Annotated in this window: 14 protein-coding genes and 1 tRNA gene; 8 read left to right on the forward strand and 7 right to left on the reverse strand. The window is 71.0% G+C overall.

Going from position 1 to position 13,413, the window contains the following annotated elements; all coding sequences use genetic code 11:
* The first annotated feature begins 50 nt into the window (after positions 1–50).
* Both AB8A24_RS21860 and AB8A24_RS21865 read left to right on the forward strand, forming a co-directional pair.
* Complete coding sequence (locus AB8A24_RS21860; protein WP_266382440.1) at positions 51–1,034, forward strand: ArsA-related P-loop ATPase; 984 nt, start codon at positions 51–53, stop codon at positions 1,032–1,034.
* Complete coding sequence (locus tag AB8A24_RS21865; RefSeq protein ID WP_369477227.1) at positions 1,031–2,335, forward strand: ArsA family ATPase; 1,305 nt, start codon at positions 1,031–1,033, stop codon at positions 2,333–2,335. Before AB8A24_RS21860 ends, AB8A24_RS21865 begins: the two co-directional genes overlap by 4 nt.
* Positions 2,336–2,364: 29 nt before the next feature.
* On the opposite strand, the gene AB8A24_RS21870 is transcribed toward AB8A24_RS21865, so the two are convergent.
* On the reverse strand, positions 2,365–2,715 hold the full coding sequence (locus AB8A24_RS21870; RefSeq protein WP_030009547.1) for a WhiB family transcriptional regulator: 351 nt from the start codon (positions 2,713–2,715) through the stop codon (positions 2,365–2,367).
* A 385-nt stretch (positions 2,716–3,100) separates the two neighbouring features.
* Here AB8A24_RS21870 and AB8A24_RS21875 point away from each other — a divergent pair, with 385 nt between their 5' ends.
* Positions 3,101–5,419 (forward strand): transglycosylase domain-containing protein, encoded by a 2,319-nt coding sequence (locus AB8A24_RS21875; RefSeq protein WP_328962314.1) that lies wholly within the window; start codon positions 3,101–3,103, stop codon positions 5,417–5,419.
* Positions 5,420–5,511: 92 nt separating this feature from the next.
* Here the strand turns inward: AB8A24_RS21875 and AB8A24_RS21880 are convergent, their stop codons facing one another.
* A complete protein-coding gene (locus tag AB8A24_RS21880) occupies positions 5,512–5,973 on the reverse strand; it encodes a GatB/YqeY domain-containing protein (RefSeq protein ID WP_030726692.1) in 462 nt (153 codons plus the stop codon).
* Positions 5,974–6,041: 68 nt separating this feature from the next.
* On the opposite strand from AB8A24_RS21880, the gene AB8A24_RS21885 reads away from it, so the two are divergent.
* The 3 genes from AB8A24_RS21885 to AB8A24_RS21895 all read left to right on the forward strand — a co-directional run bounded on the left by AB8A24_RS21885 (position 6,042) and on the right by AB8A24_RS21895 (position 7,813).
* Complete coding sequence (locus AB8A24_RS21885) at positions 6,042–6,980, forward strand: metallophosphoesterase (protein ID WP_328962315.1); 939 nt, start codon at positions 6,042–6,044, stop codon at positions 6,978–6,980.
* A 12-nt stretch (positions 6,981–6,992) separates the two neighbouring features.
* The gene (locus tag AB8A24_RS21890; protein WP_328962316.1) at positions 6,993–7,700 is read left to right on the forward strand and encodes a Pr6Pr family membrane protein; all 708 of its coding nucleotides are present in this window, start codon (positions 6,993–6,995) and stop codon (positions 7,698–7,700) included.
* A 39-nt stretch (positions 7,701–7,739) separates the two neighbouring features.
* Positions 7,740–7,813: transfer RNA gene (locus tag AB8A24_RS21895), tRNA-Pro, on the forward strand.
* Positions 7,814–7,905: 92 nt separating this feature from the next.
* On the opposite strand, the gene AB8A24_RS21900 is transcribed toward AB8A24_RS21895, so the two are convergent.
* Positions 7,906–8,184, reverse strand: coding sequence for a hypothetical protein (locus AB8A24_RS21900; protein ID WP_328962317.1), 279 nt, complete (start codon positions 8,182–8,184; stop codon positions 7,906–7,908).
* Between the two features lie 61 nt (positions 8,185–8,245).
* Between AB8A24_RS21900 and AB8A24_RS21905 the strand changes: the two genes are divergently transcribed.
* On the forward strand, positions 8,246–8,749 hold the full coding sequence (locus AB8A24_RS21905; RefSeq protein ID WP_369477250.1) for a M24 family metallopeptidase: 504 nt from the start codon (positions 8,246–8,248) through the stop codon (positions 8,747–8,749).
* Between the two features lie 6 nt (positions 8,750–8,755).
* Here AB8A24_RS21905 and AB8A24_RS21910 read toward each other — a convergent pair whose 3' ends face one another.
* From AB8A24_RS21910 to AB8A24_RS21925, 4 genes are all read right to left on the reverse strand, one after another.
* The gene (locus tag AB8A24_RS21910) at positions 8,756–9,271 is read right to left on the reverse strand and encodes a DUF5956 family protein (protein ID WP_161288246.1); all 516 of its coding nucleotides are present in this window, start codon (positions 9,269–9,271) and stop codon (positions 8,756–8,758) included.
* A gap of 93 nt (positions 9,272–9,364) precedes the next feature.
* Entirely contained in the window at positions 9,365–9,961 is a 597-nt protein-coding gene (locus tag AB8A24_RS21915) for an HD domain-containing protein (protein WP_328962318.1), read from the reverse strand.
* A gap of 6 nt (positions 9,962–9,967) precedes the next feature.
* On the reverse strand, positions 9,968–11,269 hold the full coding sequence (codA, locus tag AB8A24_RS21920; RefSeq protein WP_266382479.1) for a cytosine deaminase: 1,302 nt from the start codon (positions 11,267–11,269) through the stop codon (positions 9,968–9,970).
* A 35-nt stretch (positions 11,270–11,304) separates the two neighbouring features.
* Entirely contained in the window at positions 11,305–11,472 is a 168-nt protein-coding gene (locus tag AB8A24_RS21925) for a hypothetical protein (RefSeq protein WP_158781069.1), read from the reverse strand.
* A 97-nt stretch (positions 11,473–11,569) separates the two neighbouring features.
* Here AB8A24_RS21925 and AB8A24_RS21930 point away from each other — a divergent pair, with 97 nt between their 5' ends.
* Positions 11,570–13,375, forward strand: a complete 1,806-nt coding sequence (locus AB8A24_RS21930; protein WP_328962319.1) for a prolyl oligopeptidase family serine peptidase — start codon at positions 11,570–11,572, stop codon at positions 13,373–13,375.
* Positions 13,376–13,413: the final 38 nt, after the last annotated feature.

Raw genomic sequence — 13,413 nt, forward strand, 5'->3', positions numbered from 1 at the left:
AACCACCCGGCACCCCCGGAGTCGAACCCGAGGAATTAGGCTCGGACGCTGTGAGCAGGCTCCAGGTGGTCAGCGGCAAGGGCGGCACCGGCAAGACCACGGTCGCCGCAGCACTCGCGCTTGCCCTCGCACGCGAGGGCGGCCGGACTCTTCTGGTGGAGGTCGAGGGCAGGCAGGGGCTCGCGCAGCTCTTCGGCGCCGAGGCACTCCCCTACGAGGAACGGAAGATCGCCGTGGCGCCCGGCGGGGGCGGTGAGGTCTACGCGCTCGCCATCGACGCCGAACGGGCGCTGCTGGACTACCTCCAGATGTTCTACAAGCTCGGCTCGGCAGGCCGCGCGCTCAAGAAGCTCGGCGCCATCGACTTCGCGACGACCATCGCCCCCGGACTGCGCGACGTGCTGCTGACCGGCAAGGCGTGCGAGGCGGTGCGGCGCAAGGACAAGGCCGGCCGGTACGTCTACGACCACGTGATCATGGACGCGCCGCCGACCGGACGGATCACCCGGTTCCTGAACGTCAACGACGAGGTGGCGGGCCTGGCCCGGTTCGGGCCGATCCACAACCAGGCCCAGGCCGTCATGAAGGTCCTCAAGTCCCCCGAGACGGCCGTGCATCTGGTCACCCTCCTGGAGGAGATGCCCGTCCAGGAGACCGCGGACGGCATCGAGGAACTGCGCGGGGCCGGCCTGCCGGTCGGGCGGGTCATCGTGAACATGGTCCGACCGCACCATCTCGACGAGGACACCCTGCGCACCGCGGCCGGCGACCACCGCGCCGAGGTGGCGAAGTCGCTGTCCCGGGCGGGGCTCGGCGGGGCACGCCGCGGCGGGCTGGCCGAGCGGCTGGTGGACCCGCTGCTCACGCAGGCCGGCGAGCACGCGAGCCGGGTGGAGCTGGAGCGCGCGCAGCGCTCCGTACTGGCGGGGCTGGACCTGCCGACGTACGAACTGCCGCTGCTCGGCGCGGGGATGGATCTGGCCGGGCTCTACGCGCTGGCCAAGGAATTGCGGAAGCAGTCGGTGGCCGAATGAGCGAGGGGGTGGACACCGTGGGCATGGACACTCCGCCGCGGCTGGCGGTCGACCGGCTGTTGGACGACCCGGAGACCCGGATCATCGTGTGCTGCGGGGCGGGCGGGGTCGGCAAGACCACCACGGCCGCCGCGCTCGGCGTACGGGCGGCCGGGCGCGGGCGCAAGGCCGTCGTGCTCACCATCGACCCGGCGCGGCGGCTCGCGCAGTCGATGGGGATCGGCTCGCTGGACAACACCCCGCGCAAGGTGGAGACCGTAGGGGCGGGCGACGGCGAACTGCACGCCATGATGCTGGACATGAAGCGGACGTTCGACGAGATCGTCGAGGCGCACGCGGACGGCGAGCGGGCCCAGGCCATCCTCGCCAACCCCTTCTACCAGTCCCTGTCGGCCGGCTTCGCGGGCACGCAGGAGTACATGGCGATGGAGAAGCTGGGGCAGCTGCGGGCCCGGGACGACTGGGACCTGATCATCGTCGACACTCCGCCGAGCCGGTCCGCGCTGGACTTCCTGGACGCGCCCAAACGGCTCGGGTCCTTCCTGGACGGGAAGTTCATCCGGGTGCTGATGGCTCCGGCCAAGGTGGGCGGCCGGGCCGGGATGAAGTTCCTGAATGTCGGTATGTCGATGATGACCGGCACCCTCAGCAAGCTGATGGGGGCCTCGCTGCTGAAGGACGTCCAGACCTTCGTGGCCGCGATGGACACGATGTTCGGCGGCTTCCGCACGCGCGCGGACGCCACCTTCCGGCTGCTGCAGGCTCCCGGCACGGCCTTCCTGGTGGTCGCCGCGCCCGAGCCGGACGCCCTGCGCGAGGCGGCGTACTTCGTGGAGCGGCTGGCCGCCGAACGCATGCCGCTGGCCGGTCTGGTACTGAACCGGGTGCACGGCAGTGGCGCCGACCAGCTGTCCGCCGAGCGGGCGTTGGCCGCGGCAGAGAATCTTGAAGAAGGCGGCATTGTCGATCAGGAGTCCGGGAAAGCTGGACTTCGTGACTCGGGCGCGGAACCCTCCGAGCCCACCGAAACCACCCGGACCGCGAACCCTCCCGAGACAGGCTCCCCCGGCACCGAAGGCGATACCGCGGTCGTCGACCGGATCACGGCAGGACTGCTGCGCCTGCACGCGGAACGCATGCAGGTGATCGCGCGTGAACAGCGCACACGCGATCGCTTCACCTCACTGCACCCCGAAGTGGCGGTGGCAGAAGTGGCCGCCCTGCCCGGCGATGTGCACGACCTCGCCGGGCTACGGGCCATCGGAGAACGACTCGCGGCCGGGGTACCGGCCGGAGCGTAGGCGTTCGTACGTCGTGGCGGCCGTGTGATCTACCCGGCTGCCGCGTATGTCTCGTACGACACGTCGATCTCCGCGTCTGCATCCATGGTGAGGATGCCCGTGCTGCGCTCGTACTCCGTACGTGCGGTTTCGAGCAGCCGTCGCCACGAGGTGACGGTGGGACGCCGGCGCAGCAGCGCACGTCGTTCCCGCTCGGTCATTCCGCCCCACACGCCGAACTCGACACGGTTGTCGAGCGCGTCGGCCAGGCACTCGGTCCGCACCGGACATCCGGTGCACACCGCCTTGGCCCTGTTCTGTGCCGCTCCTTGAACGAATAGTTCATCCGGATCGGTAGTGCGGCAGGCTGCCTGCGCACTCCAGTCGGTAACCCAGCCCATCCCGGCGCCGTCCTCTCCCGAATCGAGGCTCCCCCACGGCGGTAGCGGCATATTCACCGCTGCCAGTTGAGGACGTTACGGAAGGCGAGCACAGTGCAACACCCCCGACGGGCCCAATCTTGAATGGTCCGAACGGACTATGGGTAAGCGGCAGATCACCCGACGGAGTGATCCGACGACATGCCCGACCATTGCGGCAATTCGGGTGTAATCACCTGTTCGACTTCAGCAGAGGGGCTAGATTCGGACATGTGTCCACCCCATTCGGGAAGGGTGAAAATCAAGCCGAGGGGTTGATGTCGCACCACACTGCTGTGACAGTTGGGGACAGCTTAGGCCAAGGCATTCGCGTGTGTCCGGCGAATGAGAACGTAGGCTGCCCCCTATGGGAAAGAAGCGCTCGGGCGGCGGGCTCACGGGGAGCCAGCAGGCCGCCAAGTTCCTCGGAGTGTCCGTCCTCTCCGGGGTGGTACTGGCCGGCATGGCGATTCCGGCCGCAGGCGCCCTGGGCCTGGCGGCCAAGGGGACGGTCGAGGGATTCGATGAGATTCCGGCCAATCTCAAGACTCCGCCGCTGAGTCAGCGGACCACGATTCTGGACGCCGAGGGTGGCACGATCGCCACCGTCTATTCGCGCGACCGTCAGGTGGTCCCGCTCACGGCGATCTCCCCGTACATGCAGAAGGCCATCGTCGCCATCGAGGACTCGCGTTTCTACGAGCACGGCGCGGTCGACCTCAAGGGCATCCTGCGCGCGGTCAACCGCAACGCGCAGGAAGGCGGAGCCGCGCAGGGCGCCTCCACCCTCACCCAGCAGTACGTGAAGAACGTGTTCGTCGAAGAAGCCGGCGACGACGAGACCAAGGTGCGCGAGGCCCAGGAGAAGAGCCTCGGCCGCAAGATCCGCGAGCTGAAGTACGCGATCCAGGTCGAGGAGGAGCTCGGGAAGAAGAAGATCCTCGAGAACTACCTCAACATCACCTACTTCGGCCAGCAGGCGTACGGAATCGAATCCGCCGCCCAGCGCTACTTCAGCAAGCCGGCCAAGGATCTGACGCTGGAGGAGTCCGCGCTGCTCGCGGGCGTCGTGCAGTCGCCGAGCCGGTACGACCCCGTGAACGACGCGCAGGAAGCGACCAAGCGCCGCAACATCGTCCTGCAGCGGATGGCCGACACCAAGGACGTCTCCCAGGCGGAGGTGGACGCGGCGAAGGCGAAGCCGGTCACCCTCAAGGTGACCAAGCCCAAGAACGGCTGCATCACCGCCGTCAAGGGCGCGGGCTTCTTCTGCGACTACGTGCGCAACTCCTTCCTGACCGACACGGCCTTCGGCAAGACGCGCGAGGACCGGGCGAAGGTCTGGAACCAGGGCGGCCTGACGGTGCGCACCACCCTGGACCCGCAGTCGCAGGACGCGGCCAACGAGTCGATCAAGGATCACGTCTACCAGGAGGACTCGATCGCGACGGCTGTGACCATGGTCCAGCCGGGCACCGGCCGGGTGCTGGCGATGGGTCAGTCCAAGCCGTACGGCTTCGGGAAGAACGAGACGCAGATCAACTACTCCGTGGACAAGCGGATGGGCGGCTCGAACTTCGGCTTCCAGGTCGGCTCGACCTTCAAGCCGTTCATCGCCGCGGCCGCCATAGAGCGGGGCATGCCGGCGACCAAGGTGTACCAGGCGCCGAACAAGATGGAGTACCCGACGCCGATCCCGCGCTGTGACGGCAGCCAGTGGCTGAACCTGCCGATCAACGGCAAGATCCAGACGGCGAAGAACGAGACCGAGGACGAGGTCGGTCCGTACGCGCTGCGGACGGCGATGGAGAAGTCCATCAACACGTACTTCGTCGAGATGATCGGCGAGATCGGCCTCTGCCCGGTGACGGAGATGACGCAGAAGCTCGGCGTGGTCCCGGCCGACGGCTCCAAGATCCCCGAGTCCCCGTCGATCGCGCTCGGCTCCGCCGAACTCTCCCCGCTGACGATGGCCAACGCGTACGCGACCTTCGCCAACCGCGGCGTCTACTGCACCCCGGTCGCCATCGAGTCGATCACGGACGCGCACGGCAAGGCGCTCGCGGTGCCGAAGTCCAAGTGCGAGCGGGCGATGGCCACCGAGACGGCCGACACCATCAACACCCTGCTGCGCGGAGTGGTCGACTCCGGTACCGGTGAGCGGGCCGGTCTGAGCGACCGCGACAGCGCCGGCAAGACCGGTACGACGGACGAGCGCTACAACGCCTGGTTCGTCGGCTACACGCCGAACCTCTCCGGCGCGGTGTGGGTCGGCTCGGGCGGCGCGAAGAAGATCACGATGGAGAACATCGTCATCGGCGGCAAGCCCTTCGACAAGGTCTTCGGTGGCGGTCTGCCCGGCCCGATCTGGAAGGACGCGGTCAGCGGCGCGCTCTCCGGCCGCGAGTCGGGGAACTTCGTCACGGTCGGCATCCCGGAGCCGACCGTCCCCTCCGGCGGCCCGCGCGGGAACAAGCCGCCCACGACGACCCCGAGCCGACCCGGCAAGCCCGGCGGTGACGGCAAGCCGGGTGGACGGCCCGGCGGCCAGACCGGCGGAGCCAACGGAGGCACCAACGGCGGCGCCACGGGTGGAGCCACGGGCGGCGCGGGCGGCGGCGTCGAGCCGCAGCCCCCGTTCCCCGGACTCACCGAGGGAGTGATCGGCGGCCGCGACGACCAGTAGCGGTCGACGCACAGCACGACATGCGAAAGGGGAGGGCCCCGGCCGACACGGCCGGGGCCCTCCCCTTCTTGCGGGTCTTGTGCTTCGTGGACCTACGAGAGCTGCTGCTTGACGACGGCGGCGACACGCCCGCCCTCCGCCAGCCCGGCGACCTTCGGGTTCACGAGCTTCATGACGGCACCCATCGCGCGCGGCCCCTCGGCACCTGCGGCCTTGGCCTCCTCGACGGCCTGCGCCACGATCGCCACGAGCTCGTCGTCGCTGAGCTGCTTGGGCAGGTACGTGTCGAGGAACTCGCCCTCCGCGGTCTCGCGCGCGGCCTGCTCGGGACGGCCGCCCTGGGCGAAGGCATCCGCGGCCTCACGGCGCTTCTTCGCCTCCTTGGCGATCACCTTGAGGACTTCCTCGTCGGAGAGCACACGTGCCTCCTTGCCCGCGACCTCCTCCTTGGTGATGGCGGAGAGGGTCAGGCGCAGCGTGGACGAGTGCAGCTCGTCGCGCGCCCTGATGGCGGTCGTGAGGTCTTCCTGGAGCTTGGCCTTGAGCGTGGTCATGGATGTGAGTCTGCCAGGTGCGGGGGCGGTGGCGCTCATCCGTTTTCCGGGTCTGAGACGATGGGTCCATGCGTGCGCGTTACGGAGTACCCCTGAAGGCGGCTGCCGGAATCGCTGCGGTGGGGGCCGCGGGTGTGGCCTATGCCGCCGGTTTCGAGGCACGGTCCTTCCGCCTGCGCCGGGTCACGGTGCCTGTCCTTCCCCAGGGGATGCGCCCGCTGCGCGTGCTCCAGGTCTCCGACATCCACATGGTCGGCGGACAGCGCAAGAAACGTGCCTGGCTGCAGTCCCTGGCCGGCCTGCGCCCCGACTTCGTCGTGAACACCGGCGACAACCTCTCCGACACCGAGGGCATCCCCGAGCTGCTCGACTCCCTCGGCCCCCTGATGTCCTTCCCCGGCGTGTACGTCTTCGGGTCGAACGACTACTACGGACCGCGGCTGCGCAACCCCGGGCGCTACCTCCTCGAGAAGGCCCAGGGCCGGCACGGGCTGAACGGCAACAAGCCGGTCGTCGGCGCCGTCCACAACCCGTGGGAGGAGATGCGGGACGCCTTCGACGCGGCCGGCTGGCTGAACCTCACCAACACCCGGGGACGCCTGAAGCTGGACGGCCTGGAACTGGCCTTCACCGGACTCGACGACCCGCACATCAAGCGGGACCGCTACGCGCAGGTCGCCGGCGGCCCGGAGGTGGACGCGGACTTCTCGATGGCGGTGGTGCACGCCCCGTACCTGCGCGTCCTGGAGTCCTTCACGGCCGACCGGTACCCGCTGATCCTCGCGGGCCACACGCACGGCGGGCAGCTGTGCATCCCCTTCTACGGGGCGCTCGTCACCAACTGCGACCTGGACACGAAGCGGGTGAAGGGGCTCTCCACGCACGAGGCCGAGGGCAATCGCGCGTACCTGCACGTCTCGGCGGGCTGCGGCACCAACCGGTTCACCCCGGTCCGCTTCGCCTGCCCGCCGGAGGCGACGCTCCTGACCCTGACCCCGAAGGGGTAATACGCCGCGGGGATGACCGCCCCGTCGCGCCTCGTCCCGGTGGTGTTCCGCGCCCTGGTCTGCGCCGCGGCCGTGGTGGGGGTGGTCATCGACTGCGCGTACGGGAGCGTGCCCGTCGTCCTGAGCTACTTCACGATCTGGACGAACATCCTGGTCGCGGTCGTGCTCGGGTCGTCGGCGGCGCGCGCCTGGCGGCGCCGGCCCGACGTCGCTCCCCTCTACCGGGGCGGGGTCCTGCTCTTCATCCTGATCACCGGACTCGTCTTCCACCTGGTCCTCGCCAACCCCTCCAGCCCCTTCAACGTGGTCGCGGAGCTCGACCGGCTGACCGGCGCCAGGGCCGTCGCCAACCAGCTCCTCCACACGGTCACGCCGGCCGGTGCCCTCCTGGACTTCCTCCTCCTGACGACCCCGCGCACCCTGCGCCCGCGCCACGCCGCCCAGTGGTTGGCCTACCCGCTGACGTACGTGACCTTCGCGCTGCTGCGCGGCGCCCTGCTCGCCCCCGACAGCGCGCGCCGGTACACGTACCCCTTCATCGACGCGGCCCGGTACGGCTACGCCCGCGTGACCCTGAACGCCCTGGTCCTGGGCGCCGCCTTCTACGCCCTCGGCCTCGCCCTGGTCGCGGCGGACCGCTTCCGCCCGACGCCTCCCCTGGCCCCGCGACCGCTCCGCGAAAACCGGATTTCGTCTCCGGCGAGAGGTCCGCTAAAGTAATCGATGTCGCCAGGGCAGCAAGCGCTGCAAGGCGGCGATCGGGGTGTAGCGCAGCTTGGCAGCGCGCTTCGTTCGGGACGAAGAGGTCGTGGGTTCAAATCCCGCCACCCCGACAGCTGAAACACCAGGTGAGAGCCGGTGCAGGGAAACCTGCACCGGCTCTTTCTGCGTCTGGCGTGACCAGGGGAGCCCGTAGTCGCCGTCGTCAGTAGGGGCGCGGGGACATGATGTGCGGTTCGATGGCCGGGGCCTCGAAGATGCAGCGCGGTACGCCCGGCCCGGGTGTCGCGCGGACGGAGACCTGTATCGGTGGATCCGTCGGCAGCTCGACGCGCACGGTCACGGGGTGGTCGTCGTGCGTCGTGGCGTGTCCGGTCTCCTTGCCGTCGACCAGTACCTCCACGACGGCGGTGTGCCCGGTCTGGACCGTGGCGCTGACCGAGTGCCCGTCGTGGTCGATGTGGAAGTGATGGCGCCGACCCATGAGATCGCCTCCCGGCAGTAACCCCTCACGACCAGGGTAGCCACGGGAGCGCGGGACGGCCCTGTTCCGCGCCGGCGACCGCACCGACATCCAGCGCAAGATCTACGACGCCGTGTACGAGGCCCAGGAAGCCGGCATCCAGGCCGTCGGGCCGGGGGCCAAGTATCAGGACTTCCACCACTCCGCGCAGCGCGTGCTGGCCGAGAAGCTCGTCGAGTGGGGCCTGCTGGAGGGCCCGGTCGAGCGGGTCCTGGAACTGGGCCTGCAGCGCCGCTGGACCCTGCACGGCACCGGCCACATGCTCGGCATGGACGTCCACGACTGCGCCGCCGCCCGCCGCGAGGCGTATGTGGACGGCACCCTGGAGCCGGGCATGTGCCTCACCGTCGAGCCGGGTCTCTACTTCCAGGCCGACGACCTCACGGTGCCCGAGGAATACCGCGGCATCGGCGTCCGCATCGAGGACGACATCCTCGTCACCGAGGACGGCAACCGGAACCTGTCCAAGGGCCTGCCCCGCACCTCGACCGACGTCGAAGCCTGGATGGCACGCCTGAAGGGCTGACCCGTCTCACCGCTCCTCGGGAGCGGCGAGTTCGGCGAGTTCGGCACGGGCCAGGGCGAGGAAGGCCGCGGAGGGCCGGGCCGGCACGGCGCGCGCCTCGGCGAGGTCGTCGAGGTGGTCGAGGACCGCGCCGAGGGTGGTGAAGGGGCCGATCGGGCGGAGCAGCCACAGGCGCCCACGCGGCCGGGGTGGGAGCCCGAGCTCGGCGAGGGCCTCGTCGGCCTCGCGGTCGAGGTCCCGGAGGTCGGGCTCGGGCAGCGGGGCGCACTCCACGCCGGTGATGTGGCCGTGGCCGTCCAGGGCGGTGTCCACCGCCCAGTGGGTGGAGCGGTCGGGAATCCAGGTGCGGTCCGCCGGGGGCCAGACGTACGGGAGGAACACCCAGCGCAGGTCCTCGGGCGCAGGCTCCCAGCCGAGCACCTCCAGCTCCCGCATCTCGGGCAGCCGGTCCGGCTCCAGTTCGCTGCGGCCGGTGCGGCGCAGTGCGAGCGGGTGCGGTGTTCCGTCCTCGTCCCACGACATGCGGGCACGCTATCCGACCCGGTGACCGATATGTGTGACCCGCAGCGACGCGACCGCCGCCGCGGGCCCCCGCCCACGCCCGCCCACGCCCGCCTACGCCCGCATCCGGTCCAGCGGGTTGGCCGCGATCCGGGTGGCCGCTCCGCCGGCCACGTACGCGGCCGCCGCGCACGCGGGCTTGCGGGCGGCCTGGTCCTCGACGAGCGCGAGGAACGCGGCGCCGAAGTCGCCCCGAGGGTAGGCGGCCAGGAGGTCGGCGGTGAAGGCGGGATCGAACTCGGCGACGCGCAGGCCCGAGACGTCCGCGCTCGTACCGACCTGCAGCAGGTGGCTCTCCACGTCCTCGGCGGCGCTCACGTCGTCCCGCATGTGCAGCACGATGATCTCCTCGGCGCGCGCCCGACGGGACGCGGGCCAGCCCAGGCCCGCCGTCAGGACCCGCGCGACATGGCCGCCCGCCTCCTCGAAGGGCAGGGTGTGGCTGTCGAAGGGCGGGGTCAGGCCCAGATCGTGCACCAGGGCACTGACGTAGAGGAGTTCCTCGTCGTACGCCAGCCCGTGCTGCCGCGCGTACCGGGCCCCGAAGGCGAAGGACCGGACCGAGTGGTTCAGGAGGTCGGTGTCCGCGTACTCCGAGGCGATCTCGTGCGCGGCGCGGGCCGATGCGGTGTCAAGTGTCCACGTCTTCATGGGGCGTCAGCGTAGGCGTCGGCTGAAGTCGATCTCGGACGGGGGCTCCCCCGGCCAGTTCAGCCGGGTCGGGGCGGGCGGGGTCTCGGCGAGGACGGTGCCGCGCGAGACGACGTACCGCGGGCGGACCTGGCGGCGGATCGCCTCCTCGGGCGACGGGGCCGGGAGCAGCACGAACGAGGCGGGGGCGCCGGCGGTGATCCCGTACTCCGTCTCCGCGAGGCCGAGCACCCGCGCCGCACGCTCCGTCACCATCGAGAAGGCCAGCGGGATCTCGTCGGCGCCGGTGAGCTGGGCGGCGTACAACCCGACGAGGGCGGTCTGCAGGGGGTTGGCGGTGCCCAGCGCGTTCCAGGGGTCCATCACGTCGTCGTGGCCGAAGGCGACGTTGACCCCGGCCGCCAGCATCTCCTTGACCTGGGTGAGGCCGCGCCGCTTGGGATAGGCGTCGAAGCGGCCCTGGAGGCCGAGGTTGGCGAAGGGGTTGGAGACCAGGTTGATGCCGGAGCGGGCGAGCAGGCGCTGGAGTTTGAAGCTGTACGCGCCGTTGTAGGAGCCCATGGCGGTGGTGTGCGAGGCCGTGGCGCGCCCGCGCAGCCCCGAGCGCAGGGCGAGGGTGGCGAGCAGTTCCACGAAGCGGGACTGTTCGTCGTCGATCTCGTCGCAGTGCGCGTCCACCCGCAAGCCGTGTTCCTCGGCCAGCGCGAAGGCCGTGTGCAGGGAGGCCAGGCCGTCCTCGCGGGTGTCCTCGAAGTGCGGGATCGCGCCGACGACGTCCGCGCCGCGGGCGACGGCCTCGCGCAGCAGCCCCTCGCCGCCCGGGAAGGAGACGATGCCCTCCTGCGGGAAGGCCACGATCTGCAGGGTCATGAAGTCCCGGACCCGGTCGCGTACCTCCAGCAGCGCCTCGAGTGCGGTGAGGTCCGGGTCGGTGATGTCGCAGTGGGTCCGCACGTGCAGCACCCCGTGGGCGGCCTGCCAGCGCAGCACCTCCGTGGCGCGCGCGATCACGTCCTCGCGGGTCAGGGTCCGCTTGCGCTCGCTCCAGCACGCGATGCCCTCCCAGAGGGTGCCGGAGGCGTTGGGGCGGGGCTCGCCGACGGTCAGCGCCGTGTCGAGGTGGATGTGCGGCTCGACGAAGGGAGGCGTGAGGAGGCCGCCGTGGGCCTCGACGAGGATGCCGGTGGCCGGTGGTTCCTTCTGGTCGTCGTACGGGATCACCCGCGCGATGCGGCCGTCCTCCGCGACCTCGACGTCGGACAGGCCGTGGGTGTGCAGCAGCCGGGCGCCCCGGACGATCATCCGCATGACGCCAGCCTAGACAGACCTCCGGCGGAGCGGGCCTAGCCGCGCTTGGCCTGCGCCTTCTGCTGCATGCCGCGCGTCTTCGCGGCGGTGCTGTGCATGTCCCGGACCGCTGCCTTGGCACGGGCCTCGGCTGCCGTGTTCTTCGCCAGCGCGCGCTCGGAGTCCTGGTGGCTGTGGTGGCCGGTGCGGGCCTTCTTGGCCATGATCGTTCCTCCTCGGACGTGACGGCCGACGCGTTCCACTCTCCGCCCGTTCCCGGCGGTCGGCATCCCGGGGAGCGCTGCGGCCACAATGGGGCGCATGACCAGCGACAGCGAGATGACCCCCGACATGCCCGACTGGGAGAAGCGGTTCCGGGCACCGCGCGTCGGGCTCCCCGACTGGGCCGAGGACGCCCCGGACCGTTCCCTCTTCGTCTCCAACGCGACCGGAACCTTCGAGATCTACGCGTGGGACCGTGCCACCGGCGAGCAGCGGCAGGCCACCGACCGCCCCAACGGCACCACCGACGGCACCCTCTCCCCCGACGGCGAGTGGATCTGGTGGTTCTCCGACACCGACGGCGACGAGTTCGGCACCTGGGTGCGCCAGCCCTTCGCGGGCGGCCCCGACGAACCGGCCACCCCGGGCCTGGAGCCCTCGTACCCGGCCGGGCTGGCCATCGGGCGGGACGGGACGGCGGTCGTGGGGCGCTCCACCGACGAGGACGGCTCGACCGTGCACGTGGTCCGGCCGGACGGCTCCGCGCCCACCGTGATCTACCGGCACCGGGAGTCGGCCGGCGTCGGCGACCTGTCCCGCGACGGCACCCTGGTGGCCGTCGAGCACACCGAGCACGGCGACGCGATGCACTCCGCCCTGCGCGTCCTGGCCCTGGACGGGAGCACCGTCGCCGAGCTGGACGACACCCGGGGCGGGTCCGAGGAGCTGGGCCTGGAGGTCCTCGGTTTCGCGCCGGTCGTGGGCGACACCCGGCTGCTCGTCGGTCACCAGCGGCGCGGCCGCTGGGAGCCGATGGTCTGGGACGTGGCCACCGGCGCCGAGCAGGAGCTCGCGATCGACCTGCCGGGCGACGTCAGCGCCGAGTGGTACCCGGACGGGTCCGCGCTGCTGGTCGCGCACAGCTTCGAGGCGCGCAGCGAGCTGTGGCGCTACGATCTGGCCGCGCGGGAGCTCGTCCGCGTGGATACGCCTGCGGGGTCGGTGTCGGGAGCCACCGCACGGCCCGACGGGACGGTGGAGTACCTGTGGTCCTCGGCCGCCGAGCCCTCGACGGTACGGTCCACCGCGGGCGGGATCGTGCTGGATCCGCCCGGCTTCCGGGCGCCCGGTTCGGTGCCGGTCCAGGACGTGTGGGTGGAGGGCCCGGGCGGGCGGATCCACGCGCTGGCGCAGCGGCCGGCGGGGCACGGCGAGGGCCCCTTCCCGACGATCTTCGAGATCCACGGCGGGCCGACCTGGCACGACAGCGACTCCTTCGCGTCGGCCCCGGCGGCCTGGCTGGACCACGGCTTCGCCGTGGTGCGGGTCAACTACCGCGGCTCGACGGGATACGGCCGCGAGTGGACCGACGCCCTCAAGCACCGGGTCGGGCTGATCGAGCTGGAGGACATCGCGGCGGTCCGGGAGTGGGCGGTCTCATCCGGCCTCGCGGACCCGGCGCGCATGGTGCTCTCGGGCGGTTCCTGGGGCGGGTACCTGACGCTGCTGGGCCTGGGCACGCAGCCCGACGCCTGGGCCGTGGGCCTGGCCGCCGTACCGGTCGCGGACTATGTGACGGCCTACCACGACGAGATGGAGGCGCTGAAGGCGCTGGACCGCACCCTCTTCGGCGGTACCCCGGAGGAGGTCCCGGACCGGTTCGAGGCGTCCTCGCCGCTGACGTACGTGGACGCCGTGACGGCGCCGGTCCACATCGCGGCCGGGGTGAACGACCCGCGCTGCCCGATCCGCCAGATCGAGAACTACGTGGACCGGCTCGCCGCGCGCGGGGCGGTGCACGAGGTGTACCGCTACGACGCCGGGCACGGTTCGCTGGTGGTGGAGGAGCGGATCAAGCAGGTCCGGATGGAGCTGGAGTTCGCGCTGAAGCACCTGCCGCACTGACCCTGCGGGAGGGCGACCGGTGCACCCCCCGTACGGTG

This window comes from Streptomyces sp. BF23-19, from assembly GCF_041106355.1.
GTDB lineage: Bacteria > Actinomycetota > Actinomycetes > Streptomycetales > Streptomycetaceae > Streptomyces > Streptomyces virginiae_A.